This is a genomic window from Prosthecodimorpha staleyi, from assembly GCF_018729455.1.
Taxonomy (GTDB): Bacteria; Pseudomonadota; Alphaproteobacteria; order Rhizobiales; family Ancalomicrobiaceae; genus Prosthecodimorpha; species Prosthecodimorpha staleyi.
Map to the genome: position 1 here is coordinate 23,191 of NZ_JAHHZF010000010.1, position 25,061 is coordinate 48,251.

Consider the following 25,061-nt stretch of genomic DNA (forward strand, 5'->3'; position numbering starts at 1 on the left):
AAGCGCAGGTCGTTGGTGGACGCTTGGGCTGCTTTCTGCGTCGATGGACCCGGCGCTTCTTCGGCCTGATCCCCGGTCGTCACCGTGGCCGGGTCCAGCCTACAGGACGCGCAGCACCGAACTACCGGCAGCCAGTCCGCGACCGTCTGCAGGCTGTGGACACGACGCCGCGCGTCCTGCAGGCTGAACCCGCGATGCAAGGGTCGGCTTGAAGTGGAAGGTGCCTTCCGATTGGCACCTAGGGTCACGGTCACGAGGCGACGGAGAATTCCTTCCGCCAGCGGGCGCGAAGGGGCGTTGCTGTCGGGAGGGGATCTGTCGTGCTGCGTTTGACGCTTGTTTTTCTCCTGCCGGCGATTGTTTGGGCCGGGTTGACCTTAATACCCGGCCATCGGATACCAGAGACCCACTGCACGGAAAATTGGAACCTTCCGTCAGACATGGCAAGAAAATACAGAATACTAACTGTATCGCAAGCCAATCTAATGCTTAAGGATGTAGATGTCGCATATGGTGCCGCAGGTCGAATAAAAAGAGAGCTTACTCGGGCTTTTATTTGGCTCGGCGTTCCGACATCGATATTTGACGCCGAGCCGAAAGACGAAAGGACCCCCTACGGATTGCTCGCTAATGAAGTCCAGAACGAGGTTTTGCTCAGGTTATACCTAATGCGAGGCATCGGGGCGAACGCGTGCCTTATCGGCGAGTTTGTGCCTGACCATAGGCACGACAGCGCAACGGTCGCCCGGATGAAGCTAGGGGCGGTCATCGAACTCGTCGGCAACTGGCGCTGATCTCGCCCTCGCTATCGCCCCATGACAGCCGCCTTCACCGCATCGCATTCCTCGTCGTGCGCGTCGTCGAGCAGGTTCAACACCTGCGTCGCCCGCAGGCCGTGGCGTTGTGCGATCATGCGTCGCTTCGCCGCGTAGTCGGCCGGGTTGTAGCGCTCCAGCAGGTGCGCCGCGAGGCTAGGGCTGGAGACAATCTCGCCCTGCAGTCGCTCGATCGCGCCAGCCTGCCTCTGCGCCGAACGCCGGCGAAGGTAGGTTGAAGCGATGTCGATCAGCGCGATCGTCGGCGACAGCTAGCCTCGGTTCACGCTCCTTACCCGGCTGGCGATCGAGGAGGTCGACAGAGCGGCGTCGTAGCCGCGACCGGACGGCTGCACCCCCTCGGTCCGAGCGTTGATGCTGGCACTGCGCCTGCCGGTTCCGGAACGGGAACCGGCGAGCGCGTCGAACACCCGGCGCATGTCGTCGAGTTCGGCCGGGTCGCTCTCATAGAGCACCTTGGCAACCGCACTGTTCTTCGGGTCGTCAAGGAAGGTCGTCAGCGCGCGGCCGTCCCAACGCTTACCGCCTTCGCGAGCGGCCGTTTGGCCTTCCTCGCGCCGCAGCCGCCAGAACGACGAACGGGCGTTGTCGACGGCCGCCGCGCCGCCCGCCATATCCAAGAGCTCGCGCATCGCGCGCTCGTCACGGCCTTCGCAACGACGCGCGGCCGTCAGATCGCACTGACGCTGGCCGCATCAGATCCCGAAAGCGAAATGACGAAGGCCTTTCGCAACTGGGTCATCCTGTCGAGCCGGGAAACCGGGCGGCGGCTCATAGGCGAAGCCGTCGCGCGCGGCGAAATCACCGCGCCTGCCGATATGGAGACGGTGCTCGACATGATATACCCGCCGATATTCTACCGGTTGCTCGCCGGCCATCTGCAACTCGTAATCCACTTCGCCGACAGCCTTGTGACCCGGACACTTGCGCTGCTTGCCCGTCCCGATGGCCTTGCAAGGATGAAGTGAATGACGGCCCGCGCAGCCGGCGGCGGGACATCCTGGCGCCTCCCTGAAGGAGGACCATGGTGCCGACGCAGTCCTCATCTTCGCCCGGCGCGGCGCGCCAAGGACCGTCCGTCAAATCGCCCCGAGTTCCTGCGACAAAGGCGCTTTTCGGCATTCTATCATGGTGGGAGCATGCCGCTTGGCAGACCTCGGTTCAAATTTCGCTTTCGAAAGATGCTGCATTCATTGCCTTTCTCATGGAGTTTCAATATTCCAAAAATCATACCGACCGACACCGGGTTGGTCTTCGCCTGAATACACTCGATAACAACTTGACACATCAATCATCGACGGACTTGCCGCTGATTTAAGTCTTCCCAAGCGCCATGCCGCCGTTGCGACTGTCTCATCGCAGGGTCCGGCGACCCGGAGCAGATCTGAGCGTTTGACCGTCAGGGGGCCGGCTCGCCGACCGACGGCTCGGCGGGGCGGTCGATCGCCCAGGTGAGCAGGGCGTCGAGCGCCGGGCACAGCGCCTGGCCCCAGGCGGTGAGACAATATTCCACCTTGGGCGGCACCTGATGATGGACGATGCGGCGGACGATGCCGTCCTTCTCCATCTGGCGCAGCTGCTGGATCAGCATCTTCTGCGAGATCGCCGGTATCTCCCGCTCGAGCTCGGAGAAGCGGAGCACCTTGCCGCCAAACAGGTGGAACAGGATCACCAGCTTCCAGCGGCCCTCGAGGATGCGCAGAACGTTTTCCACGCCGTCTGCCGCCATATTCGGCGTCGGAAACAGGTCCTTACTTGATGGTAAGTCCCTTACCTTTTTGTCTGTACTTGTCATTCCGACAGCGTATCGCCATCTTGGACCTGAAACAAGCGCCACCTGAACGGCCTTGATCGGCAAGCAGAACCAAAGAAGATTCGCATGTCAGACAGTCTACCGAACTCCGTAAAAGCCTATTTTTCCGGCAAGAACGCGCGCGATCTCAGTGTTGCCGTTTCCGGCTTCGCCGAGACCGCAATCGTGAATGATGAAGGCAGGGACCATACCGGCCCGGCCGCCATCCGGACATGGATTGCGGAGACGATCGCCAAGTATGACGACCGGGCGACCGTAAGACGCAGCGCCACCAGAGAAAACCGCGTCGACGTCGTGGCCGAGGTCTCCGGGGCCTTTCCCGGAAGCCCGATTCTTCTGCGGTTCGGCTTCACCATGAAGGCCGACCGGATCGTCCGGCTGGAGATCGCCCCATGACGGCCGCCTCGACATTCAAGATCGACCCGACCGAGTTCGCCGGCAAGCAGGTCCTCGTCACGGGCGGAACGCAGGGAGCCGGCGCGGCGATCGTGCGCCGCTTCCGGGCCGCCGGCGCGCAAACCGCGACGAGCGCCCGCAACGCGCCCTCCGAGGGCCTCGGCGACGGTCTTTTCATCGAGGCCGATCTCTCGACGCTGGCCGGCGTCGAGGCTCTGGCGGAGGGCGTGGCAGCCCGGATGGGGCAGGTCGATATCCTGGTGCATTGTCTGGGCGGGTCGAGCACGCCGGGCGGCGGCTTCGTCGCGGCCTCGGAAGAGTTCTGGCAGGCCGATCTGGCTCTGAACCTGCTCGCCGCCGTCCGGCTCGATCGCCTGATCGTGCCCCGGATGATCGGGAAGGGTGCCGGCGTGGTCATCCATGTGGCGTCGATCCAGCGCCGGTTGCCGCTGTTCGAATCCACCATCGCCTATGCGGCCGCCAAGGCGGCGCTCGCCAGCTACAGCAAGACGCTGTCGAAGGAAGTCGGTCCCAAGGGCGTGCGCGTCAACACCGTGTCGCCGGGTTGGATCATGACATCCGCCGCCGACCGCATGGTCAAGCGCCTCGCCGAAAGCGGCAGCAGCGACGAAGAGACCGCGCGACGCGGGATCATGGACGCGCTTGGCGGCATTCCGATCGGGCGCCCGGCATGGCCGGAGGAGATCGCCGAACTGGTCGCGTTCCTGGCGTCGGATCGCGCCGCGTCGATCCATGGGGCGGACTACGTCATCGACGGCGGGACGATCCCGACGGTCTGACGGCTCCGGCCGGCGGGGCCCTGGACAGGACGATCATGGCGGCGATCCCGGCCCGATGCCGTCGGGACCGCCATGCGAAAGGGGCCGGCCGCGTAGCGCCTGTGACCGGTGGCGTCGTGACACGGTCCTCGCCGGCTGCGCGGCGCCGCGGCGGCGGAAGCCCCGCGTCTTTTGTTGACCAGGAAACAAGATCGATATAGTTTCCTAGTCAATCATTGAGGTGGCCATGCCGGCGGAACCGACGCTTGCCAAACTCGACGCCCATCTCGGCTATTGGCTGAGGATGGCATCCAACGCCGTCTCGCAGGGCTTCGCCCGCAAGGTCGAGCGCGAGGGGGTGACGGTTGCCGAATGGGTCCTCCTGCGCGCGCTCTACGATGTCGAAGGCATCGCGCCATCCCAGCTTGCGCAGGGCCTGGGATTGACGCGGGGGGCGGTCTCGAAGCTTGCCGACCGCCTTCTCGAGAAATCCCTGATCGAACGCCGGGCCAATCCGGACGACAAGCGCGCCCAGACGCTCGCCTTGAGCGCCGCCGGCCGCCGGCTCGTGCCCCGTCTCGCCGCACTGGCCGATCAGAACGACGCGGACTTCTTCGACGCCCTCCCATCCGACCAGCGCCGATGCCTCGCGGATATCCTGCGCCGGATCGCCCATGCGCACGGGCTGACGAGCGTTCCGATCGACTGATCCCGGCCGATCTCGGTCGCCCGGTTCGGGTCGCCCGACTCGGGCGACCGAGAAGGAGCGTCGAGAAGGAGCGTCGAGAAGGAGCGGCCGAGCGGGGGCGGGCGGCGCCGATCGAACCCAACGCCGAAAACTCTCAAAAGGAGCATCGCCATGGAGGCGCATCGCATCCGCACGGCACAGGACTGCCTCGACGCGGCCGACGACCGGACAATGCCATTCCCGGCCATCGTCGGGAGGCTGATTGAAGCCGGGTTCGAAGGCTATGTCGTCGACTACCGGCGCAACACGACCACCTATTTCCTCCCCGATGGAGACAGTGTCGTGCTGGCCAACCGTGGATCGGACGGCACGGTCGCGGAGCGCTTCGACCCGCAGGCGATCGCCGCGCAGGTCCGCTGGGCACAGGCCGATCCCCCGGACTATTCCTACGCGGCCTTCTCCCGGTCCGTGAAGGCATCCGGCTGCGCCGGCTACATCGTCTCCTTCCCGGGCCGCCGCGTCCTCTATTTCGGGCGCAGCGCCGACATCCATGTCGAGCATTTCCCACAATAGATCCGCCCATCCGGCTGCCTGCCGGGCCCATTCGGTCCGGGGACCCCGGGGCACTCGCGGACCGATCCGGCAGGACCGCGTCGCTCCTCCCCTCCCCTACCCCCCGCCCACCCGGAACAGCCGGGCCGGGTTGGTCGAGATCATCGCCTTGAGGTCTGCCTCGGCGAAGCCCTGGGCTTCGAGCAGGAGGAGGAATTCGCGCAGGGCTTCGGCGGGTTCGGGCAGGAGGGCGATGCCGGCGTCGCTGGACAGGATGGCGTGGCGGCCGGCGGCTCTGAGGCGGGGGGCGAGGTCGTCGACGGTCTGGAAGGGCGCGCGGTGCTTTTCCGCGTCGACATGGGTCAGGCCGACCTGGGTCGCGTGGGTGAGCAGGAAGAAGGAGAATTCCGGCACGGCGCCGAGCGCCACCAGGGCGGCGATCTCGTCGGGCTCGTAGCGCTGGGCGTGGCAGCGCACCCGCGTCGTGCCGCGCCGGCGCGCCTCCTCGGCCAGCGCCAGCGCCTCCGGGCCGGCGACATGGCCGCAGTCGAACACGATGTCGCGCTCGGCGCACAGATCCATGATCGCCGGGACGGGGTCGGGCACCTTGGCCGAAGGCGGCACCCGGAAGGTGGTCTCCAGGAAGGCCGGGCTGCGGCCCTCGCGCAGGGCCTCCGCATAGGTGTGGTGGGTCGGCAGCGACAGGAAGCGCGCGCCGGTGCCCGGGCCGTAGCCGTAGTCGACGGCGTTGCGGGCGGCCTCGTAGGAGACGCCGCCGGCGGTCGGCTGCATGATCAGCCCGCCGAAGACCTCGACGCCGAGATGGCCGAGCTCCTGCATCACCAGGGCCGCATAACCGGACGAATTCTGGAAATTGTCCATCAGCCCGAGACCGCGCATGCCGAACGCGGCCGCCTGGCGTACCGCCTCGAAGACATTGGCGCTGCGGCCGTTGAGATGCGGGCAGACATGGACATGCACGTCCACGGCGCCGTTCAGGTAGCTCAGGCCAGGGCGCATCGCGGTCTCCAGGTCGGGGATAAGGCCCGGGATGCGGGCGCATCGGGCCGGTGAAGCGACGCGACGGTCCGCCGGGCGCAAGGGGCGCGGGACCGTCGCGGGACGGATGCGGTCGGCCGTGTCGGCGGCCGACGGTGTCAGTGCCGGAGGATGCGGCGGACGAAATCGGCGCAGCGCTCGGTCTGCGGCGCGTCGAAGATCTGCGCCGGCGGGCCGGTCTCGACCACGCGGCCATCGGCCATGAACACCACCTTGGACGAGATCTCGCGCACGAAGGCCATCTCGTGGCTGACGATCAGCATGGTCATGCCGTCGGCGGCGAGCAGGCGGATGGTGTCGAGCACCTCGGAGACGAGTTCGGGATCGAGCGCCGAGGTGACCTCGTCGAGAAGCAGGATGTCGGGCTTCAGCGCCAGGGCGCGCGCGATGGCGACGCGCTGCTGCTGGCCGCCGGAGAGTTCGTCCGGATAGGCGTCGACCCGGTGCGACAGGCCGACCTTGGCGAGGAGCGCGCGCGCCTCCGCCTCGACCTCGCCGGCCGGCCGGCGCTTGACCACCGTCGGGGCGACGGTGACGTTGCGCAGCGCGGTCATGTTCTGGAACAGGTTATACTGCTGGAACACGATGGCGAAGCGCTCGCGCACCTTGCGCAGGGCCGCGTCCGAGCGGTAGTCGACCGGCGTTCCGGCGACCGCGACGGAGCCGGCGCGCGGGCGCAGGAGGCCGACCAGGACGCGCAGCAGGGTGCTCTTGCCGGAGCCGGACGGGCCGATGATCGAGACGATCTCGCCGCGCTCGACCGAGAGGCCGACATCGCTGAGCACGGGGTCGCGCCCGTAGTCGGCCGAGAGGCTATCGAGAACGAGATGGGGCAAGCCGGACCTCCAGATGGGCCGCGAACCGGTTCAGCGACCAGCACAGCACGAAATAGAGAACGAGGATCGTCCCGAAGCAGAGCGCCGGCGAGAAGCCCTTCTGGTTCAGGATCTTGGCCGCGAAGGTCAGCTCCGCGACGCCGATCTGCGAGGCGATCGAGGTCGCCTTGACCAGGCCGACCGCATAGGTCATCGACGGCGGGATGATGATCCGCCAGGCCTGCGGCAGGACGACCAGGCGCAGCGCCCGGAGCCCGCCCATGTTCAGCGTCTCGGCCGCGTCCCACTGGTTGCGGTGGACCGCCTCCAGGCCGGCGCGGACATTCTCGGCCGAGAAGGCCGCCGCCGACAGCGCCACCGTGGCGGCGGCGACGACGAACATCGGCACGTCCGCCCCGGCCAGCTGGAAGCCGAAGAAGACGACCATCAGCAGGACCAGGAACGGGATGCGCCGGAACAGCTCGACATAGAGCAGCGCCAGGATGCGGACCGGGGCGAAGCGCATGACGCGCTCCTGGCGCAGCACGGCGAGGCCGAAGCCGGCCACGAAGCCGAGCCCGCAGCCGACCAGCGACAGGCCGGCCGTATAGGCGAAGGCCTGGGCCAGGAAGATGACGTTGTAGTAGCCGAAGAAGCGCGGCAGTTCGTCGAGGAGCGCGGCCATCAGAACACCTTCCCCTTGATGCGGAAGAGGAAGCGGCCGATCGCATAGAGCACGGCGCTGGCGATGACGGTGAGCACGACATAGTAGACCGCCGCGATCGAGAAGATCTCCAGCGACCGGAAGGTCTGCGCGTTGATGTTGTAGGCGCGGCCGGTCAGTTCCTCGACGCCGAAGATGGCGGCGACCGAGGTGGTCATGGTCAGGATGATGTATTGATTGGAGAGCGGCGGGTACAGCACCTTGGCGATATGCGGCAGGATGACGTAGCGGATCTGCTGCAGGCGACTGAAGCCGAGCGTCTCGGCGGCCTCGATCTCGGCGCGCCGGATCGACGCGAAGCCGGCCCGCTGGATCTCGGCCATGTAGGCGCCGGCATTGAGCGACATGCCAAGGATCACCGCCTCGACCGAGCCGATCAGGATGCCGTAGTCGGGCAGCGCGAAGTAGATGAAGAAGATCTGCACCAGGAGCGGCGTGTTCAGGAAGAAGGTGACATAGGCCCGGACCAGCCAGCGCGCCGGGCGGGGGCCGTAATGCAGCACCGAGGCGCAGACGAGCCCGATCGCCCAGCCGATCAGAAACGCGACCGCGGCGATCTGGAGCGCCAGCCAGGCGCCCCCGGCCAGATAGCCGAGATAGGGCGTGACCTGGCCGTATTGCAGCGTATAGCCCATGCGGAGCCTTCTTGGCTGTATACGTTCTGTATGCGATTGAGCCCTCGGCAGGGCGGCTTGTCAACGGCCGTCCGCGCAGCGGCGGCAGGTTCGCGCGCGCCGCCGGGCCGGATCAGCCGAAGGCGCCGGCATGGCGCAAGGCCTTTTCCAGGCGGCCGTATTCCTCGGCCGGAATCGGCGCGAAGGGCGGGCGGACGGTGTCGTGTTCCAGGAGCCCGAGGATGCGCAGACAGGCCTTCAGCCGCGGCGTCGCCCGACCGGACGGCCTGTCGCGGTAGATGGCGCAGGCGAGCGGATAGATCACGTCGTGCCAGTGGCGGGCGGCGGCCCAGTCCTGGCGGCTGGCCGCATCCCAGAGCGCCACGAGCGGTTCCGGCGTCACCGCCGCGAGGCTGACCTGGCTGCCCTCCGAGCCGATCAGATAGGCGGTCAGCAGATGCTCGTCGCCGGAGCCGAGCACGGCCAGATCCGGCCGGATCGCCTTGGCGATGCGCCGGTTCTGGTCGTAGGTGGCGACCTCCCAGCTGCCCTCCTTGATGCCGGCGACGCGTGGCAGGGCGACCAGTTCGGCGAGCGTGTCCGGTCCGTAGGGCATCGAGCCGGCACCGACCGGTGCCTGATAGAGCAGGATCGGCAGGCGGCCGGCGGCGATGACATGCTCGTGGTGCAGACGCGCCGACGCCGTGTCGCGGAAGCCGATCCAGGCATTGGGCGGGAACAGCAGCAGGGCATCGGCGCCGGCGGCTTCCGCGTCGGCGGCATGCAGCGCCGCCTCCAGGCTCGATTCGGCATTGACGCCGCTGGTCAGGAAGACGTCGGGGCCGAGTTCGGCCCGGCAGATCTCGATGACGCGGCGCTTCTCCTCGCGCGTCAGCAGGAAATTCTCGCCAGCATGGCCGTTGATCAGCAGGCCGCGGATGCCGTCGGCGCGGCCGATCCGGCCGACATGGCCGGCGAGCGCCTCCCAGTCGACCGAATAGTCGGGCCGCATCGGCGTGACGGTGGCGGCATGGATGCCGGTGAGGCGGCGAATGGCGGTCGGCACGGTCATGACAGCGGCGCCTCTGCGACGGGAGCGGATGGGGCGGCACCGGCCTCGGGCGCCAGCAGCCGGTCGATGGGGAAGAGCGGATCGGGCTCGCCGCGCTCGAGAATCCGGTCGGCGAGCCGCTTCGCGATGAACGGGCCGCTCGTGTAGCCGGAATGAACGCTGCCGCAGATCCAGGCATCCGGGAAACCCGGGATCGGCCCGGCGGCCGGCAGCGCGTCGCGGGTCTCGGCCTCCAAGCCGGCCCAGGCGCGGGCCAGCCGCGACCGGCGCAGGGCCGGGATCGCGTGGCAAGCGAGCCGCATGTTGCCGATCAGGCTGTCGGGCACCAGTTCGACGCCGCCCTGCACCCGGTCGCCGCGGCCCTGCCAGCCGCCGCCGATGACCACGGTGCCATGCGGGTATTGCTTCAGGGACAGGAGCCCCGACGCGATGCCGACCACGGTGCGCATCACCGGGGCGATCCGCTCGGTGACGGCGAGCTGGTTGATCAGCACCTTGATCGGCAGGCGGAGGCCGAGCCAGGCGGCCATCTCCTCCAGCCAGACGCCGCCGGCGAGAACCAGCCGGCGCGCCCGCACCGTTCCGGCGGCGGTGTCGAGTTCGTAGCCGCCGCCGTCCGGCACGGCGCCGGCGACCGGCACCTGCTCGCACAGCGTCACGCCGGCCTCGATCAGCGCAGCGCGGTAGGCGAGGCCGGTCAGATAGGCATTGGCGAAGCCGTCGACCTTGCAATGGCCGGCGACCAGCACCCGTTCGGACAGGCCGGGCTCGATCTCCAAGGCGCGCGCGGGGCCGACAAGGTCGATCGGCGCCCCGGCCTCCCGGCGTTTGCCCGCCCGGTAGGTCAGAAGCTCGGCCTCGCCCTCGGTGAAGGCGAGCGAGAGCCCGTCGCAGACCACCACGCCGACATCGTGGCCGAGCCATTCGGGTGCCGAGGCCCACATGGCATGGGCCTGCAGCGCATAGGGGATCAGCGCCACGCGGGTCATCTGCATGGTCAGCGTGCCGGCATTGACGCCGGAGGCCTCGCGGCAGAGCGAGCCGCGCTCGAACAGGATGGTGCGCAGGCCGGCGCGGGCGCAGAACAGCGCCACCGTGGCGCCATGGACGCCGCCGCCGACCACGGCCAGATCGTAGCGTTCGCGGGACGGGACTGGGGTCATAGCGGCGCCGGCTTGGGAACGGGGATGTCGGCATAGTCGAAATCGCCGAGCAGCGTATCGAGCGGGACCGGCCGCAGCGGCGGGCGCGCCGTCCAGACCCCGGCCGCTTCGCGCGACCCGACATGGCGGGCGACCAGTTCGGCGGCGGTGTCGCCGCAGAAGCGGCCCTGGCAGGGCCCCATGCCGCAGCGGGTGAAGTGTTTCAGCTGGTTGACCTCGCGCGCGCCGGCCATGACGGCGGCATCGATCTCGGCGCGGGTCACGTCCTCGCAGCGGCAGACCACCGTCTCGGGGGCGATGGCGTCGACCAGCCCCCGGCGCGGCCGCATCAGGCGGCGGACGGCGCCCGCGAACGCCTCGACGGCATGGCGTTCGGCCAGGATCCGGTCGCGCGCGGCCGCGAAGGCCCCCTCGGCCAGCGCGCCGGCGTCGCGCGCCGCCGCCAGACCGGCCAGCCGACCGGAGAGCAGTGCGCCGGCCGCCCCGGCGATGCCGGCCCCGTCGCCCGCGGCATAGAGGCCCGCGATCGAGGTCCGCCCGGCCGTGTCGAGCACCGGTATCCAGCCGCCGGCCTCGGCCTCGAAGCGCAGGCTTGCGCGCAGGAGACGCGGGATCTCGGCGCCGGCGAGGAGTCCGTGGCCGACCGCCAGCGCATCCGCGGCGATCCGGTGTCGGGTACCGGCGACGGGCGCGCCCTCGGCATCGACCGGCGCGATGACGACCTGCTCGACCGCCTCGCCCCCTTCGGCAGCCACCACCGCGTGGCGGAAATGGACCGGCACGCGGGCGAGGCCGATCCGGATCATCCAGCCGAGCCCCTGGCGCAACAGACGTGGCCGTCGGGCGAGGCGCGGGGCGACGGCCAGCCAGTCGGCCGGGCCGGCCAGGTCGACCAGGCCTGAGACGGTGCCGCCGCCGGCGACGATCTTGGCCGCGACCGCCGCCAGCAGCGGCCCGCAGCCGGCCACCACGGTGCGCCGGCCGGGCAGCATGGCCTCGGATTTCAGAAGGACGGTGGCCGCGGCGAGGCCGATCACGCCCGGCAGCGTCCAGCCCGGGAACGGCACGACGCGCTCATGCGCCCCGGTCGCGGCGACCAGGCGCGGGGCGACGAAGGCTTCCGTGCCGGCCTCGGTCGCAGCATCGACCCGGAAGCGCCCGGTGACCGACCAGACCCGGGCATCCCCGACGAAGCGCAGACCGGAGGCCGCGACCGCGGCGCGGAGCTCCGCACCATCGCGGTCGTCCTGCGTCCGCAAGGCCTCCGGGATCGCGACGCCGGCGGCCGGCGCCCGCCAGACCTGGCCGCCGGGCCGGCCGGCCTCGTCGATCAGCACGACCGCCAGACCGGCGCGGTGGGCGGCAAGCGCGGCGGAAGCCCCGGCCGGCCCGGCCCCGACGACGATCAGATCGGCCCGGGTCTCCGTGGAACTCACAGCGACCCCCGGCACTCGACGGCCAGTCCCTCGGCCACGACCACGCGGCAGGCTTGGCACAGACGCCCGTCGACCCGGACCAGGCATTCCTGGCAGACCCCCATCAGGCAGAAGGCGCCGCGCGCCGTCCCCGCACGCGGGCTGTGACGGAGCGTGGCCCGGCCGGCCGCCGCGAGTGCCGCCGCCAGCGTCTCCCCTTCATGGGCGGCGACGGGCTGTCCGTCGACCAGGATCGTGACCGATCGACCGCGTTCGATCCCGTGGGCGATTCTGACGGCTGGCATGGGCGCTTTCGGTTGGTTCTGCTCGGGATCCGCGCTTTACAGCGGCGATCAATTGTATACTGTCTATAGACAGGCGGTGCAACATTTCCCTTCGACGGAACCCGCATCGCAGCTTCAGGATGCCATCAACGGAGAGGTGCCTCATGTTCAGAAAGTCCGCGTTCGGCAAAGCCGCCCTGGCCATGGCGGCACTCGCCGCGACGCTCCTGACGGCAAGTCCGGACGCTTCCGCCCGGCCGCTCGACGAGGTGCTGAAGTCCGGCATCCTCAAGGTCGGCGTCAACCCGACCCTGCCGCCGCTGGCCAAGTTCGACGAGAAGAACGAGATGGTCGGCTTCGACGTCGATTTCGCCACCGAGATCGGCAAGATGCTCGGCGTGAAGGTCGAGTTCGTGCAGGTCGGTTCGCCGGACCGCATCCCCTTCGTCGTCTCCGGCAAGATCGACGTCGTCATGGGGGCGATGACGCGCAATCCCGAGCGCGCCAAGGTCATCGACTTCACCGTTCCGGTGCATACCGAGGTGTTCGGCGTCCTGACCACCGAGGGCAAGCCGTTCAAGTCCTGGAAGGATCTCGACAAGCCGGAGGTCATGCTGATCCAGGTGCGCGGCAGCACGCCGGTCAAGTTCATCGAGGACAACCTCAAGAACGCCAAGGTCACCCTGCTCGACAACTATCCAGACGCGATCCGCGCGCTGGCGCAGGGCCGCGGCGACGCGATGATCGACGTGATCGACTTCGTCGGCGAGCAGATGAACCGCTTCAAGGACGTGAAGTGGAAGGTGGTCGAGACGCCCGTCGATGTCTATTACTGCGGCATGGGCGTCTCGAAGGCCTCGACCGGCCTGAAGGACTGGCTCAACGTCGCGATCTTCGAGATGCATCGCCGGGGCAAGACCGACGCTGCCTGGAAGAAGTGGTTCGGCATCGACATGATCAACCCGACCGGCTGGTCGCCCTACTTCTGAGTTCGGAACCGGCGGCGGTCCGTTCCGCCGCCATCCGGCCGTCCGTGCAAGGCACGTCCGCGGCGTGCGGTTGGGTTGCACCCTATCCCTCGCGCGTCGCGGCCGTTAAGGCATCGCTCGTCCTCTCTCGTGCGGCCGGAACGCCTCCGGCCGCACCTCCCATGAAAGCCCGACCGTGACCGATATCGCTGCCGCGCCCGTGCGCCCCCGTGCCGCGCTGGCCGGCGCCCTGATGATGGTCGCGGCGGTGGTCTGCTTCACCAGCCTCGATTCCATCCTCAAGCTGCTGGTTGCCCGGCACGACGTGCTGTTCCTCGCCTGGGGCCGCAACCTGTTCCAGGTCGCCTATATGGCGGCGCTGATGCCCGTGCTCGGCGGCCGCCGCATGCTGACCACCCGGCATCCCGTGCTGCAGCTCGGCCGCGGCGCCCTGCTGGTCTCGACGACCGTGCTGATCGTGCTCTCGCTCAAGGTCCTGCCGCTGGCGCAGACCTATGCGATCACCTTCTCGACCCCGTTCCTGGCCGTGCTGATGGCCCGGCTGTTCCTGGGCGAGACCGTCTCGCTGCACCGCCTGGCCTGGATCGCGGCCGGCTTCGTCGGCGTCCTGATCGCGCTCCGGCCCGGCGCCCCCGATGCCGGCTGGCACCTCCTCCTGCCGGTCGGCATGGCCTTCGCCAACGCGCTCTATCACGTCCTGACCCGCGCCATCGCGGCCGATGAGGATCCGTTCGCGATGGTGTTCCTGGTCGCGGCGGTGGCGACCGTACTGACGGCGCTGGCGCTGCCCTGGACCTGGTCGGCGATGCTGCCTTGGGAATGGGGCCTGCTCGCGCTGGGCGCCGCCTTCGGCACCGCCGCCCATATGCTGCTGGTCGCCGCCTTCCGGATCGCGCCGACCTCGGTGGTCTCGCCGATGGTCTATACCCAGATCGTCTCGGCCCTGATCCTCGGCTACCTGATGTTCGGAGAGGTGCCGACCCTGAACACCCTCCTCGGCGCCGGGCTGGTCACGCTATGCGGCATCGGGCTGATCCGCACGCGCCGGTGAGCCTCAGGCGACGTTGGCGAGCGCGAATTTCGACAGGCTGCGGATATGCGCCTGCGCGGCCTTGCGGGCGAGCCTGGGATCGCCGGCCTCCAGCGCGTCGAGGATGGCCAGGTGTTCCAGACTGTCCGGGCCGACCCGGTCGGCAAGGCGGGCGATCTCGAACAGACGGGTGGTCACGCGCAGGGAATGGATGATCCCGGCCATCACCGGATTGCCGCAGCCGTTGATGAACAGTCCGTGGACATTGTCGTCCGAGCGCCAATGCGCGTCGGTGTGATAGCTGGTCGCGGCCATCAATTCCTCGACCTCGCGCCGCGCCGCCCGGATCTTGGCCACCGGGACGTTGCCGGCGGCGAGCGCGGCGGCCTCGCCCTCGATCACCTCGCGCACCTTCAGGCTCTGCAGATATTCGGCGAGATCGACCGAGCGGACCGCGAAGGAGCGGTTGGCGACTTTGACCACCAGCCCTTCGCCTTCAAGCCGCTGCAGCGCCTCGCGCAGCGGTGTGCGCGAGATGCCGAGCAGGTCGGCGAGCTTGGCCTCGACGATCAGGTCGCCGCCCTTGAGCCGGCGCGTCCGGATCATCTCGGAGACCGACTTGTAGGCGAGATTGGAGAGGTTGTAGCCGCCCGTGCCATCCCGGGCGGGCGTTTCGACGTCGCTGCTCATGGCCTCCCCCATCCGCCCGAATCACTCGGGAGTTGCCGCCGCATCGATCATGCCCGGACCGTGCCGAGCCCGCACCAGGTGGCCACGATGGCGGCGGCGGTCTCCACGGCGCGCAGGTGATCTTCAAGATCGACCCATTCGTCGGTCCGGCCGTTCTGGGTCAGATCGCCGCCGAGCGGACCGAGCCCGACGGTCGGGATGCCCTTCTGGACGATCGGATTGCGGATGTCGCTCGCCGTGTGCATCGGATTGACGAAGGGCGCCCGGCCCGTGACCGCCTCGACCGCCTGCGCGACGGCCCGGAACAGCGGACTGTCGGCCGGGGTCTCGGCCGGCGAGACGCCGGCCAGGAAGCGGACCGTCGGGGGATGGGCAGCCAGCCACGGATCGTTCGCGGCGGCCGTCCGGACCGCGGCAGCCAGTTCCTCGGCCACCGCCTCCAGCGTCTCGCCGGGCGGAAACGACACGGCGCCGGCGACGGTGCACAGCTCCGGCGCCCGCGCCAGGGCATCCAGGCTCCCGGCGACGACATGGGAGACCATGATGTTGGTCGACCGGCCGACCGCCGCCTCCAGGAGCGGATGCCGGATGCGCGCCGCCCGTTCGGCTTCGAGCTGGCGCAAGGCCGCGCGCACATAAGCGCCCTTGGCGATCGGATCGATGGCCTGATGGGCGAAGGCGGTCTGCAGCGGCTCGGTCGTCTCCGGGCCGCGGCCCGGGACATCGATCCGGAACTCGAGCTGGCCGGACGCGAAGGCCTTGACCTCGGCGAGGCCGGCACCGGATTCGGCCGGATGCAGATAGACCGCCGCATCCGCCGAGAGCCCGCCATGGAGCAGCGCCGAGACGCCGCGCGCGTGGCGCTTGCTCGGCGTCGAGACCAGGATCACGTCGCCGTCCGGTTCAAGACCGGCCGTTCGGATCAGGTCGACCGCCCCGACCATCGCGGCGACCCCGGCGAGATCGTCGGCGACGCCCCAGCCGTAGAGGCGTCCGTCCCCGATCGAGCCGGCAAAGGGATCGCGCGTCCAGGTGTCGAGCCCGGCGAGCGGTTCGCTGTCCGGATGGGCGAAGAAGATCAGGCTCCGGCCGCCGCCGCGGCCCTTCAACCGCGCGACCACGCAGGTGCGCGTCTCGGCCGGCGTCGCGCGCGGCGCCGCGAACTCGCCGACCAGCGGCACTGTGGCGGGATCATAGGCGACCGTCTCGACCGTGGCGCCGTGCGCCGCAAAGGCCTCCGCGACGCGCGCCTGAACGGCGGCCTCGCCGTCGCGCTGCGCCGCGATCAGCGCCCGGAGCAGGCCGATCGTCGCCTCCCGGCGCTCGACCGAGGCCGCCCGCAGACGGGTGAACACGTCGCCGGTCGCATCGTCGGCGGGGGATGTCATGGGCGAGGCTCCGTCAGAGGGCGATCGCGGCCGCACGGCCGGCGAGGAGGGCGAGAACCGAATAGGCGGTGAGATCGGGCCCCGGATCGGGGCGCGGGCCGATGACCAGACGAATCGGTCCGGTTGCGACATCCGCGACCAGTTCGTAGCGCACGCCGGGCAGATCCGGATCGGCGACCAGTTCGATCTCGGTCGCGTCGAGGCCGAGACCGGCGAGCGCGATGCCGGTGGCGGCGTTGAGATTGTGCGGAAACAGGCGCGCCGCCGCCCGCGCGCTGCCGCGGAAGAAGGTGGCGGGGCCGACGAGCCGGTCGAGATCGACCATGCCGGCGGCGGCCGTGCCGCACCAGACGGCGGGCGGATAGCTTTGCACGAAGCGCACGCTGCGGAGACCGGCCGCAGCGGCGGCGGCGAGCAGACCGAGCGCCCCGGCCGCCCCGGAGGGCACCAGGATGCGGCCCGGCCCGCGGCCGGCGGCGTCCCGAAGCACGCCTTCGCCGCCCGGATCGGCAAAGGCGGCGAGCGACAGGGGAATGCAGTCGATGCCGGCGGCGAGCAGGGTCGGTGCGGCGTCGACCAGGGCCGCCGTCGAGGCACATTCGACCACCAGGTCCGGGCGCCGCGTGACGAGGTCGTCGAGCGCGGCGCAGACGAGCCCGGCTTCGGGCGGATCGAGCATCCGGGAGCCGGGCGCCGGGCCGCCGGCCGTGCGCGTCAGGATGCCGACCAGTTCGGGACCATCCGGACGCGCCGCGAGCCCGCCGGCGATCAGCCGGCCGATCCGGCCGTAGCCGAGCAGGCCGCAGCGCAGGCGCGGTCGCGGGCCGGCGGATACGGCCGCAGACCTGACGTCGTCAGCGGGCATCGCGCGCCAGCTCCGGGCTGTCGTCCTCCGGTGCCTTGGCCGCATAGCCCTTGGCGAAATGGGCCTCGATGCGTCGCTGGATCATCTCCCAGAGGGTGGTCATGCAGAGATAGAGGATCGCGATGCAGGTGAAGACCTCCAGCACCTCGAAGCGCTGCTGCATCAGGATCTGGCCGCGCCGCAGCAGTTCCTCCATCGAGATGACCGAGGCGATCGAGGTGGTCTTGAGGAGCCCGTTGACCGAATTGCCGAGCGCCGGGATCGAGACCCGGAGCGCCTGCGGCATGACGATCAGCAGGAAGGTCTTCGACCGGTTGAGACCGAGCGAATAGGCGGCATCGCGCTGGCCCTGGTGGACCGACAGGATGCCGCCGCGCAGGATCTCGGACAGATAGGCCGCCTCGTTCAACGCCAGCCCGATCAGCGCGGACTCGATCACCGAGAACCGGGCCAGCCCCAACTGGGGCAGGCCGGTATAGATGATGATCAGCTGGACGAGCAGCGGCGTGCCGCGGAACAGCCAGACATGGAAGCGGGCATAGCCGGACAGGATCGGATTGCCCGACAGCCGGAACAGGACCAGGACCATGCCCAGCACGAAGCCGATCGCGAGCGTCGCGGCGGCCAGCGCCAGGGTGACCAGCGCCCCCGTCAACAGGTAGCCGTTGACGAAGTAGCTGAAGAAGCCTTCCCAATTCCAGACTTTCATCGGGACTCCGATCGCCGCTGAGAGGTCGGCGGCCCTGCCGTCAGGCCGGGCCGGGGCCGTCGATCTTGAAGCTGTCGCCTTCGATCTTCAGCACGCCGTAGCGGTCGAACAGGGCATCGTAGAAGCCGCTCTTCTTCAGCCCGTTGAGCGCATCGACCACGGCCAGCGCCAGGGTCTTGTTGGCGAAGGCGAAGGTCGCGGTCTGCGGGAACAGGCCGGCGATGGCGCGGGTGAAGTCGCCGCGACCCTGCCAGTACATGGCGGTGGCGTCGATCGAGGTCGCCGCCTGGACCTGGCCGGCGCGCAGCGCCTGGAAGGCCTCGGCGAAATTGTTGAAGGTGCGCACGTCGAGACCCGCCAGGCCTTCCTTCTTGAGCATGGTATCGACCTCGCGGGTGCGCCGCTCCTCGATGCCGCCGAGTTCCACGCCAACCGCCTTGCCGGCGAGGTCCTGCCACTTGGCGACGCCGAGCGGGTTGCCGCGCGAGACCAGGAAGCTGACCGCCGCCCGCTCGTAGGGGACCATGTACATCAGCTTGGACCGCTCCTCGGTCCAGAAGATGCCGGTGTTGATCATGTCCCAGCGCTTGGCCGCCAGGCCCGGGACCATGGCGGCGAATTCGATGCGGACATATTCGGGCGTCAGGCCGAGCACCTTGGCGATCTCGTTGCCGAGTTCGACCCGCATGCCCTGCAGCTCGCCCTTGTCGTTGACAAACTGGAGCGGCGGCAGGGTCGGGTTGATCGACATGATCAGCGTGCCGGGCTTGATCAGGTTCGGCGCACCGAGCTTGGCCTGGGCCGAGGCTCGGCGGCCGCCGAGCACGACGCTGCCGGCCAGCGCGCCCGCGCCGAGGAGGACGCCGCGCCGCGTCGGGCCTGCCCCTGACGGGCTCGGGCCGGCCATCTTCGAGCCGAAAAGGCCGGAGAACCGGGCGTTCGAACCGTCGCGTGAATCCATCGTCATGTCTCATACCCTCCGCCGGGGTTGCGGGTAACCGGGCGCGGAGCGTCTCCGCATTCTTGTCAGAACGACGCCGCCCGCATACAAACAGTATGCAAATTGCCGCCAATCTCACAAGAGGCGGGATTGGTCGGATTGCGCATTTCGGCGCCAGATCGAGGGGGCGGACCATGATTGCGGCAGGGGCCGGGATGGAACCAGGGCGGATCGAGACGGTGCTGGGGCCGATCGCGCCCGCGGCGCTCGGGGCGACGTTGATGCACGAGCATCTGCTGTGCGACCTGACCGCGCCGGCCCGGCGCGGCCAGGGTCTGCCCGAGGCCGAGATCACGCTGGAGACCGTCTTCGACATGGGCTACCGGCCCGGCCGCTATCACGGCAATCACCGGCTCCAGGATGTCGCTCTCGCGACCCGCGAGGCCGCCGCCTTCAAGGCCGACGGCGGCGGCGCCATCGTGGAGCTGACCACGGGCGGCATCGTGCCAGACCCCGAGGGTCTCGCGGCGATCGCCCGCGGCGCCGGCGTCCACGTGGTGCTCGGCGCCGGCTTCTATACGGAGAATTTCCTCGATGCCGAAACGCTCGCCCTGTCGACCGAGGCGCTGACCGAGATCACCATCGGTCAGCTGACCGAGGGCGCCTGGGGCACGTCGGTCCGCTGCGGCCTCATCGGCGAGATCGGTTGCTCCTGGCCGCTGACGCCGTTCGAACGGCGCTCGCTCAGGTCCGGCGCGCGCGCCCAGAAGGCGACCGGCGCGGCGATCACCATCCATCCCGGCCGCGACCGCGCCGCCCCGGACGAGATCCTGGACGTGCTGGAGGCCGAGGGCGCCGACATCGCGCGCGTGGTCATCGGCCACATGGACCGCACGCTGCTCGACGACGCCGACGTGATCGCCCTCGCCCGGCGCGGCTGCATCGTCGAATACGACTTCTTCGGCATCGAGCACTCGAACTACTGGCTCGGCGTGGTCGACATCCCGAACGACTGGATGCGCATCCGCGCCCTGCGCCGGCTGTTCGACGCCGGGCTCGGCGACCGGGTCGTCATCTCGCACGACATCTGCACCCGCACCCGCCTGCAGAGCCTCGGCGGCCACGGCTATGGTCACATCCTGCGCAACGTCGTGCCGCTAATGCGCGACCGCGGCTTCTCCCAGTCCGAAATCGATCTCCTGCTGGTCGAAACCCCGCGCAGGATCCTGACCATCGGCGGATAGGCCGGCGGGGTCGCGAGACCTCGGAAGGCCTCCCCCAAACCGCAATCCCGGCCGGAGCGCCCAGCGCGGGAGGGAGCGGGTCCCGATGGCCTCGCTGCGGCGTCAAGATCACGAGTCAACGGAGTGCCGTGCGGCAAGTCGGGATGGGAGTGGGCCCCGGATCGGCGGCCCTTCGGGCCTTGTCCGGGGATGCGACCGAGAGATCGAGACGCTTGAAGGAGTTGCGAACGCGCGTGCGAGAACCGGCGACCGCGGGATCGTGTCAAACCGAGGAAGGCGACCGCGCGCGGCCCGCGTCGGCACGTCCCCTCAGCCGAGCACCTCGACGGCGAATTTGTACAGGCTGCGGATATGCTGCTGTGTCGCCTTGCGGGCGGCCTTGGCGTCGCCGGCGGCGAGCGCGTCGAGGATCGCGACATGCTCGGTATTGTCGGGGTTGAGCCGGTCCTGGAGGCGGGCGATCTCGAACAGATGCGTCGTCGCGCGCAGCGAGTGGATCATCGCGGCCATGATCTCGTTGCCGCAGGCATCGACAAACAGGTCGTGCAGCTGCGCGTCGCAGGTCCAATGCGCGTCGCGCGAATAGGCCGGCGCCTTGGACAGGGCGTCGATGGCGGCCCGCACCTCGGCGATCGCGGCCGGCGCAATCCGCCCGATCGCGGCGGCGGCGGCCTCCGGCTCCAGGATCTCGCGCACCCTGAGGCTCTGCAGGTACTCGGTCAGCGTGACCCGCCGCACCATGTAGGAGCGACCCGCCGTCTTGACGATCAGCCCCTCGCCTTCGAGCCGCTGCAGCGCCTCGCGGATCGGCGTGCGCGAGATGGCCAGCGCCTCGGCGAGCTTCGCCTCGACGATCGCCTCGCCGGAGCGCAGGTCGTGCGACCGGATCAGGCCCGCGATCGCCCGATAGGCGAGCGCGGACAGGTTGCCGCCCGGTTCGGCGGTGGAGAGTTCGTCCTCGCTCAATCCGCACCTGCCAGGCTGAGGCCGAGGCGTTCGAGCACGCCGGCCAGAACGGGAATGTCGGCCTCGGGCAGCGGCAGGCGCGGGGCGCGCGGCGGGCCGACGCCCCGGCCGATCAGCCTGAGCGCCGCCTTGGTTCCAGCGACATAGCGCGGACCGCCGACCCACCAGAGCAGGTCGACCATCCGCTGGTGGATCGCGCGCGCCTCGGCCGGATCGTTGCGGTCGCAGGCGGCCTCGAACAGATCAGCGGAGATGCGCGGCGCGACGTTGGAACAGACCGCGACCCAGCCTTCGGCGCCGAGGAAGAAGGATTCGTAGCCGAGCACCCCGGCGAAGACCGTCATCCGATCGCCGCAGAGACGGATGATGTCGCGCACGCGGGTCACGTCGAGCGTGGATTCCTTGATGTAGCGGACATTGTCGATCTCGGAGAGCCGGGCGACCGTCGCGGGCAGCATGTCGACATTGGCGGCCGCCGGGTTGTTGTAGATCATGATCGGGATGCCGATCTTGCCGGCGATCGCGCCATAATGGGCGACCAGTTCGGCCTCGGTCGGCACGGCATAGTAGGGCGGGATGATCATCACGCCGTCGGCGCCGGCCGCCTCCGCCTCGCGCGCATAGCGCACCGCGTCGGGGGTATATTCCGCGCCGGTCCCGATCAGCACCGGCACCCGCCCGCGCGCCTGCCCGATCACGGTCTCGATCACCAGATCGCGTTCGTCCTGGGAGAGCGACAGGAATTCGCCGGTCGACCCGAGCGGCACCAGGCCGTGCACCCCACCCTCGATCTGATCGTCGACCAGACGCTTCAGGGCCGCGACATCGATCGCGCCGCCATCCGGCGTGAAGGGGGTGACCAGAACCGTATAGGTGCCTCTGAAACCTGCCACACGGGCCTCCATGCCCCCGCCCGGGAGCGCTCGATCAAGAATGCGGGGCCGCCGATCGGCCCCCGTCGCGGGGCGCTGCGCCCCCGACCGGCATCGCAGGTCCGGAGGCGGGTTGGCAAGCGCCCTTGGAGATGATTGCATACCGCCGATATATTTTCGGAACAACCAGTCGCGTCCCCGGAAGGTGATTCTCATGCGTTTTTCGCACCCCGATCTCGCACCGGGGACCCGGATTCCGTTTCGCTTCGACGGACGCGACATGGAGGGGCTGGAGGGCGAGACGATCGCGGCGGCGCTTTCGGCGGCCGGCGTCACCGCGTTCCGGCGCCATCGCGACGGCGATCCGCGCGGCCTGTGGTGCGGCATGGGCACCTGCTTCGATTGCGTGGTGACCGTCGACGGACGCGCCGGCCAGCGCGCCTGCCTGACCAAGCTCGCCGCCGGCATGGCGATCGACGGGCCGGGCGGGACAGGCCAGGAAGACCCCCGCGATGCGGCGCCGCGCCATGCCGATCTCGCCGCGACGCCGCCGGAACGGGTCCCCGACCTTGCCGTCGACGTCGCCGTAGTCGGCGCCGGCCCGGCCGGGCTGATCGCCGCCGCCGCGCTGGCGGAGGCCGGCCTCGATGTGCTGGTCGTCGACGCGCGCCCGGATCCGGGCGGCCAGTTCTGGAAACCGGTCGCGCCGTCGCATCGTCAGGCCCGCGCGCCCGACGCCCAGTTCGCCGCCGGACGAGCGGCGACGGAGCGCTTCGACCGATCGGGCGCGCGGCGCTGGCAGGAGGCGACGGTCTGGTCGGCCTTCGCGGCCGACGAACTGGCCGTGTTCCATGATGGCCGCCACCGCATCCTGCGGCCGCGGCGCGTCGTTCTCGCGACCGGCGCCTTTGAGCGCCCGGTACCGATCCCCGGCTGGACCCTGCCCGGCGTGATGACGACCGGCGCGGCGCAGACGCTGGCGCGGGCCTACCGGGTCTTTCCCGGCCGGCGCGCCGTGGTGGCCGGCAACGGACCGCTGAATTTCCAACTCGCCGCGGAATTGCTGCGCGGCGGCGTCGAGATTGCCGCCGTGGTCGAGAGCGCCCCGGCGCCGGGACTCGCGACGCTCGCCGCCGCCTGGCGGGCGGCCCGCACTGCGCCGGGCCTGATCGCGCAGGGGCTCGGCTATCTCGCAGCCCTGAAGCGGGCCGGCGTCCCGATCCTCTGGGGTTCGAGCGTGATCGCCGCGGAGGGCGGCGACGCGCTCAAAGCCTGCCGGGTCGCCACGCCGTCGGGCGAACGGCGCTTCGAGGCAGACGTGCTGACGCTCGGCCACGGCTTCGTGCCGTCGAGCGAGCTCGCCCGCCAGCTCGGCTGCCGCCAGCATTTCGTCGACCGCCATGTCGGCGCGCTGGCCATCGAGACCGATGCGACCGGGCGGACCAGCCTGGAGACGGTCTGGTCGATCGGCGACGGCACCGCGATCGGCGGGTCCGTGGTCGCGCAGGCGCGCGCCGTGCTGGCCGCGGACGCGATCCTGCGGAGCCTCGACCGGCCGGGCCTTGCCGCGCCCGTTCTGGCGGAGGCGCAAAGCGGGCTCGCCCGCGCCGAGGCCTTCCAGGACGCGCTTTGGACGCTGTTCCGGGCGCCGCCCTTCGATCCGGCCGGCATCGCCGACGACACGATCATCTGTCGCTGCGAGGGCGTCCGGGCCGGTGCGATCCGGCAGGCGATCGCCCGCGGCGGGGCCGATATCGGTACCGTCAAGCGCCTGACCCGCACCGGCATGGGCCGCTGCCAGGGTCGCAATTGCGCGGCGACGGCGGCCCGGCTGGTGGCGGCGGCCGGCGGCGCGGCGCCCGAACCGCGCGCCCTGTTCGCGCCGCGGCCGCCGGTCGTGCCGGTGCCGCTGGCCGCGCTCGCCTTCGAGAAGCCCGAATGGGGTGGCCACCGGCGCGCCGTGCCGCCGCCGGCCCATCCGCGCCCCGACCGGACCCGATCGCGCTGGGCGATGCGCGAGACCGACGTCCTGGTCGTCGGCGCCGGCGTGGTCGGCGCGGCGGTGGCGCGCGAACTGGCGCTGGCGGGGCTCGGCACCGTGGTGGTCGACCGCGACGCTCCCGGCCAGCAGGCCTCGACCGCCAATGCCGGGTCGCTGCATGTCCAGCTCCTGTCCTTCGATTTCGGCGCCAAGGCCGAGGCGGATGGCGGGCCGGCGGCGGCGACGCTGCGGCTTGGGATCCCGTCGGTGACGCTGTGGCGCGAGATCGAAGCCGCGTCCGGACGCGATCTCGACATCAAGATCACCGGCGGGCTGATGGTCGGCGAGACCGCGCGCGACATGGAATTCCTGGCCGCCAAGGCCCGGCTGGAGGGCGAGCACGGCGTCGAGACCCATGTGGTCGGGGCGAACGAGTTGCGCGACCTCGAACCGGCCCTGTGGGACGGTCTCGCCGGCGCGGCGCTGTGCCCGGCCGAGGGCAAGATCGATCCACTCGCCGGCACCTTCGCGGTGATCGCGCTGGCTGAGGCCGCCGGCGCGGTATTCGAGGCCGATGCCGCCGTGCTGGCGATCGCCCGGGAGGGCGCCGGCTGGCGCGTCGAGACGGCGGCCGGTCCGGTCCGCTGTGGCCGGATCGTCAATTGCGCCGGCGCCTGGAGTTCGCATGTCGCGGCGATGGCCGGCCGCCCGATCCCGGTCCACGGCGCGCCGCTGCAGATGCTGGTGACCGAGCCCGGCCCGCCGCTGGTCTCGCGCCTCGTCGCCCATGCCAACCGGCATCTCAGCCTGAAGCAGACCCGGCTCGGCAGTCTGCTGATCGGCGGCGGCTGGTCGGCGGGGCTCGACCCGGCGACCGGCGCCAGTTCCTCGCTCGGCTGGGCGATCGAGGGCAATGCCTGGGTGGCGGCACGGGTGCTGCCGGCGGCGCGGCGGTTCCACCTGCTGCGCGCCTGGGCGGGCATGAACATCAACATCGACGGCGCGCCGATCCTCGGCGAAATGCCCGGCGCCCCGGGATTCTTCAACTGCGTGACCTCGAACGGCTACACGCTCGCCCCGATCGTGGCCCGGCTGACGGCGGACACGCTGCTCGGGCGGGCCCCCGCCCTGCCGATCGCGCCCTTCACGCTCGACCGGTTCGGTTAGCGTGGCAGAG

Annotated in this window: 25 protein-coding genes and 1 pseudogene; 9 read left to right on the forward strand and 17 right to left on the reverse strand. The window is 69.9% G+C overall.

What is annotated here, in order from left to right:
• Nucleotides 1-1,087: 1,087 nt before the first annotated feature.
• Complete coding sequence (locus KL771_RS19445; protein WP_261970399.1) at nt 1,088-1,468, reverse strand: hypothetical protein; 381 nt, start codon at nt 1,466-1,468, stop codon at nt 1,088-1,090.
• Between the two features lie 6 nt (nt 1,469-1,474).
• Between KL771_RS19445 and KL771_RS19450 the strand changes: the two are divergent.
• Nucleotides 1,475-1,804, forward strand: a pseudogene (locus tag KL771_RS19450) (TetR-like C-terminal domain-containing protein); the annotation flags it as partial.
• 431 nt (nt 1,805-2,235) lie between these two features.
• On the opposite strand, the gene KL771_RS19455 reads toward KL771_RS19450, so the two are convergent.
• Complete coding sequence (locus KL771_RS19455) at nt 2,236-2,631, reverse strand: winged helix-turn-helix transcriptional regulator (RefSeq protein ID WP_390867239.1); 396 nt, start codon at nt 2,629-2,631, stop codon at nt 2,236-2,238.
• Nucleotides 2,632-2,715: 84 nt separating this feature from the next.
• Between KL771_RS19455 and KL771_RS19460 the strand changes: the two genes are divergently transcribed.
• The 4 genes from KL771_RS19460 (at nt 2,716) to KL771_RS19475 (ending at nt 5,085) form a co-directional block, all read left to right on the forward strand.
• Entirely contained in the window at nt 2,716-3,045 is a 330-nt protein-coding gene (locus KL771_RS19460) for a nuclear transport factor 2 family protein (protein ID WP_261970184.1), read from the forward strand.
• Nucleotides 3,042-3,845 carry an SDR family oxidoreductase gene (locus KL771_RS19465; RefSeq protein ID WP_261970185.1) on the forward strand — a complete coding sequence of 268 codons (804 nt, stop codon included), beginning with the start codon at nt 3,042-3,044 and terminating at the stop codon, nt 3,843-3,845. Before KL771_RS19460 ends, KL771_RS19465 begins: the two co-directional genes overlap by 4 nt.
• A 226-nt stretch (nt 3,846-4,071) precedes the next feature.
• Complete coding sequence (locus tag KL771_RS19470) at nt 4,072-4,533, forward strand: MarR family winged helix-turn-helix transcriptional regulator (protein WP_261970186.1); 462 nt, start codon at nt 4,072-4,074, stop codon at nt 4,531-4,533.
• 150 nt (nt 4,534-4,683) lie between these two features.
• The gene (locus KL771_RS19475) at nt 4,684-5,085 is read left to right on the forward strand and encodes a DUF1398 domain-containing protein (RefSeq protein WP_261970187.1); all 402 of its coding nucleotides are present in this window, start codon (nt 4,684-4,686) and stop codon (nt 5,083-5,085) included.
• A 96-nt stretch (nt 5,086-5,181) separates the two neighbouring features.
• Here the strand turns inward: KL771_RS19475 and KL771_RS19480 are convergent, their stop codons facing one another.
• From KL771_RS19480 to KL771_RS19515, 8 genes are all read right to left on the reverse strand, one after another.
• Nucleotides 5,182-6,084, reverse strand: coding sequence for a DUF6282 family protein (locus KL771_RS19480; RefSeq protein ID WP_261970188.1), 903 nt, complete (start codon nt 6,082-6,084; stop codon nt 5,182-5,184).
• A 137-nt stretch (nt 6,085-6,221) separates the two neighbouring features.
• Complete coding sequence (locus KL771_RS19485; protein ID WP_261970189.1) at nt 6,222-6,959, reverse strand: amino acid ABC transporter ATP-binding protein; 738 nt, start codon at nt 6,957-6,959, stop codon at nt 6,222-6,224.
• Nucleotides 6,937-7,623 carry an amino acid ABC transporter permease gene (locus tag KL771_RS19490; RefSeq protein ID WP_261970190.1) on the reverse strand — a complete coding sequence of 229 codons (687 nt, stop codon included), beginning with the start codon at nt 7,621-7,623 and terminating at the stop codon, nt 6,937-6,939. Before KL771_RS19490 ends, KL771_RS19485 begins: the two co-directional genes overlap by 23 nt.
• Nucleotides 7,623-8,297 carry an amino acid ABC transporter permease gene (locus tag KL771_RS19495; RefSeq protein ID WP_054358854.1) on the reverse strand — a complete coding sequence of 225 codons (675 nt, stop codon included), beginning with the start codon at nt 8,295-8,297 and terminating at the stop codon, nt 7,623-7,625. Before KL771_RS19495 ends, KL771_RS19490 begins: the two co-directional genes overlap by 1 nt.
• A gap of 112 nt (nt 8,298-8,409) precedes the next feature.
• Nucleotides 8,410-9,348 (reverse strand): dihydrodipicolinate synthase family protein, encoded by a 939-nt coding sequence (locus tag KL771_RS19500; RefSeq protein ID WP_261970191.1) that lies wholly within the window; start codon nt 9,346-9,348, stop codon nt 8,410-8,412.
• On the reverse strand, nt 9,345-10,511 hold the full coding sequence (locus tag KL771_RS19505) for an NAD(P)/FAD-dependent oxidoreductase (protein WP_261970192.1): 1,167 nt from the start codon (nt 10,509-10,511) through the stop codon (nt 9,345-9,347). The genes KL771_RS19500 and KL771_RS19505 overlap by 4 nt, the downstream gene beginning before the upstream one ends.
• Entirely contained in the window at nt 10,508-11,947 is a 1,440-nt protein-coding gene (locus KL771_RS19510) for an FAD/NAD(P)-dependent oxidoreductase (protein ID WP_261970193.1), read from the reverse strand. Before KL771_RS19510 ends, KL771_RS19505 begins: the two co-directional genes overlap by 4 nt.
• The gene (locus KL771_RS19515) at nt 11,944-12,231 is read right to left on the reverse strand and encodes a (2Fe-2S)-binding protein (RefSeq protein WP_261970194.1); all 288 of its coding nucleotides are present in this window, start codon (nt 12,229-12,231) and stop codon (nt 11,944-11,946) included. Before KL771_RS19515 ends, KL771_RS19510 begins: the two co-directional genes overlap by 4 nt.
• 143 nt (nt 12,232-12,374) lie before the next feature.
• On the opposite strand from KL771_RS19515, the gene KL771_RS19520 reads away from it, so the two are divergent.
• Both KL771_RS19520 and KL771_RS19525 read left to right on the forward strand, forming a co-directional pair.
• The gene (locus KL771_RS19520; protein WP_261970195.1) at nt 12,375-13,199 is read left to right on the forward strand and encodes a transporter substrate-binding domain-containing protein; all 825 of its coding nucleotides are present in this window, start codon (nt 12,375-12,377) and stop codon (nt 13,197-13,199) included.
• Nucleotides 13,200-13,374: 175 nt separating this feature from the next.
• The gene (locus KL771_RS19525) at nt 13,375-14,250 is read left to right on the forward strand and encodes a DMT family transporter (RefSeq protein ID WP_261970196.1); all 876 of its coding nucleotides are present in this window, start codon (nt 13,375-13,377) and stop codon (nt 14,248-14,250) included.
• 3 nt (nt 14,251-14,253) lie between these two features.
• Here KL771_RS19525 and KL771_RS19530 read toward each other — a convergent pair whose 3' ends face one another.
• Genes KL771_RS19530 through KL771_RS19550 form a run of 5 tightly spaced genes read right to left on the reverse strand, consistent with a single transcriptional unit; the run spans nt 14,254 to nt 18,848 of the window.
• Nucleotides 14,254-14,919 (reverse strand): GntR family transcriptional regulator, encoded by a 666-nt coding sequence (locus tag KL771_RS19530; RefSeq protein WP_261970197.1) that lies wholly within the window; start codon nt 14,917-14,919, stop codon nt 14,254-14,256.
• 47 nt (nt 14,920-14,966) lie between these two features.
• On the reverse strand, nt 14,967-16,307 hold the full coding sequence (locus KL771_RS19535; RefSeq protein ID WP_261970198.1) for a M20/M25/M40 family metallo-hydrolase: 1,341 nt from the start codon (nt 16,305-16,307) through the stop codon (nt 14,967-14,969).
• A gap of 13 nt (nt 16,308-16,320) precedes the next feature.
• Nucleotides 16,321-17,172: an aspartate dehydrogenase domain-containing protein gene (locus KL771_RS19540; protein ID WP_261970199.1), complete on the reverse strand. Its 852-nt coding sequence runs from the start codon at nt 17,170-17,172 to the stop codon at nt 16,321-16,323.
• Nucleotides 17,162-17,881: an amino acid ABC transporter permease gene (locus tag KL771_RS19545; RefSeq protein ID WP_261970200.1), complete on the reverse strand. Its 720-nt coding sequence runs from the start codon at nt 17,879-17,881 to the stop codon at nt 17,162-17,164. Before KL771_RS19545 ends, KL771_RS19540 begins: the two co-directional genes overlap by 11 nt.
• Nucleotides 17,882-17,921: 40 nt before the next feature.
• A complete protein-coding gene (locus KL771_RS19550; protein ID WP_261970201.1) occupies nt 17,922-18,848 on the reverse strand; it encodes an ABC transporter substrate-binding protein in 927 nt (308 codons plus the stop codon).
• A gap of 188 nt (nt 18,849-19,036) precedes the next feature.
• Here KL771_RS19550 and KL771_RS19555 point away from each other — a divergent pair, with 188 nt between their 5' ends.
• On the forward strand, nt 19,037-20,065 hold the full coding sequence (locus KL771_RS19555) for a phosphotriesterase family protein (RefSeq protein WP_261970202.1): 1,029 nt from the start codon (nt 19,037-19,039) through the stop codon (nt 20,063-20,065).
• A 309-nt stretch (nt 20,066-20,374) separates the two neighbouring features.
• On the opposite strand, the gene KL771_RS19560 is transcribed toward KL771_RS19555, so the two are convergent.
• Together KL771_RS19560 and dapA are read right to left on the reverse strand one after the other, a co-directional pair.
• Nucleotides 20,375-21,031 carry a GntR family transcriptional regulator gene (locus tag KL771_RS19560; protein WP_261970203.1) on the reverse strand — a complete coding sequence of 219 codons (657 nt, stop codon included), beginning with the start codon at nt 21,029-21,031 and terminating at the stop codon, nt 20,375-20,377.
• Nucleotides 21,028-21,924: a 4-hydroxy-tetrahydrodipicolinate synthase gene (gene dapA, locus KL771_RS19565; RefSeq protein WP_261970204.1), complete on the reverse strand. Its 897-nt coding sequence runs from the start codon at nt 21,922-21,924 to the stop codon at nt 21,028-21,030. Before dapA ends, KL771_RS19560 begins: the two co-directional genes overlap by 4 nt.
• A 193-nt stretch (nt 21,925-22,117) precedes the next feature.
• Between dapA and KL771_RS19570 the strand changes: the two genes are divergently transcribed.
• Entirely contained in the window at nt 22,118-25,051 is a 2,934-nt protein-coding gene (locus KL771_RS19570) for an FAD-dependent oxidoreductase (RefSeq protein WP_261970205.1), read from the forward strand.
• Nucleotides 25,052-25,061: the final 10 nt, after the last annotated feature.

Excerpts from the sequence above, each read along its gene's own strand:
- KL771_RS19470 (WP_261970186.1), top strand. The coding sequence starts at position 4,072 with ATGCCGGCGGAACCGACGCTTGCCAAACTCGACGCCCATCTCGGCTAT.
- KL771_RS19545 (WP_261970200.1), bottom strand. The coding sequence starts at position 17,881 with ATGAAAGTCTGGAATTGGGAAGGCTTCTTCAGCTACTTCGTCAACGGC.
- KL771_RS19535 (WP_261970198.1), bottom strand. The coding sequence starts at position 16,307 with ATGACATCCCCCGCCGACGATGCGACCGGCGACGTGTTCACCCGTCTG.
- KL771_RS19500 (WP_261970191.1), bottom strand. The coding sequence starts at position 9,348 with ATGACCGTGCCGACCGCCATTCGCCGCCTCACCGGCATCCATGCCGCC.
- KL771_RS19495 (WP_054358854.1), bottom strand. The coding sequence starts at position 8,297 with ATGGGCTATACGCTGCAATACGGCCAGGTCACGCCCTATCTCGGCTAT.
- KL771_RS19505 (WP_261970192.1), bottom strand. The coding sequence starts at position 10,511 with ATGACCCCAGTCCCGTCCCGCGAACGCTACGATCTGGCCGTGGTCGGC.
- KL771_RS19555 (WP_261970202.1), top strand. The coding sequence starts at position 19,037 with ATGGAACCAGGGCGGATCGAGACGGTGCTGGGGCCGATCGCGCCCGCG.
- KL771_RS19475 (WP_261970187.1), top strand. The coding sequence starts at position 4,684 with ATGGAGGCGCATCGCATCCGCACGGCACAGGACTGCCTCGACGCGGCC.
- KL771_RS19445 (WP_261970399.1), bottom strand. The coding sequence starts at position 1,468 with ATGCGCGAGCTCTTGGATATGGCGGGCGGCGCGGCGGCCGTCGACAAC.
- KL771_RS19515 (WP_261970194.1), bottom strand. The coding sequence starts at position 12,231 with ATGCCAGCCGTCAGAATCGCCCACGGGATCGAACGCGGTCGATCGGTC.
- KL771_RS19460 (WP_261970184.1), top strand. The coding sequence starts at position 2,716 with ATGTCAGACAGTCTACCGAACTCCGTAAAAGCCTATTTTTCCGGCAAG.
- KL771_RS19480 (WP_261970188.1), bottom strand. The coding sequence starts at position 6,084 with ATGCGCCCTGGCCTGAGCTACCTGAACGGCGCCGTGGACGTGCATGTC.
- KL771_RS19570 (WP_261970205.1), top strand. The coding sequence starts at position 22,118 with ATGCGTTTTTCGCACCCCGATCTCGCACCGGGGACCCGGATTCCGTTT.
- KL771_RS19530 (WP_261970197.1), bottom strand. The coding sequence starts at position 14,919 with ATGAGCAGCGACGTCGAAACGCCCGCCCGGGATGGCACGGGCGGCTAC.
- KL771_RS19540 (WP_261970199.1), bottom strand. The coding sequence starts at position 17,172 with ATGCCCGCTGACGACGTCAGGTCTGCGGCCGTATCCGCCGGCCCGCGA.
- KL771_RS19550 (WP_261970201.1), bottom strand. The coding sequence starts at position 18,848 with ATGACGATGGATTCACGCGACGGTTCGAACGCCCGGTTCTCCGGCCTT.
- KL771_RS19520 (WP_261970195.1), top strand. The coding sequence starts at position 12,375 with ATGTTCAGAAAGTCCGCGTTCGGCAAAGCCGCCCTGGCCATGGCGGCA.
- KL771_RS19490 (WP_261970190.1), bottom strand. The coding sequence starts at position 7,623 with ATGGCCGCGCTCCTCGACGAACTGCCGCGCTTCTTCGGCTACTACAAC.
- KL771_RS19455 (WP_390867239.1), bottom strand. The coding sequence starts at position 2,631 with ATGACAAGTACAGACAAAAAGGTAAGGGACTTACCATCAAGTAAGGAC.
- KL771_RS19465 (WP_261970185.1), top strand. The coding sequence starts at position 3,042 with ATGACGGCCGCCTCGACATTCAAGATCGACCCGACCGAGTTCGCCGGC.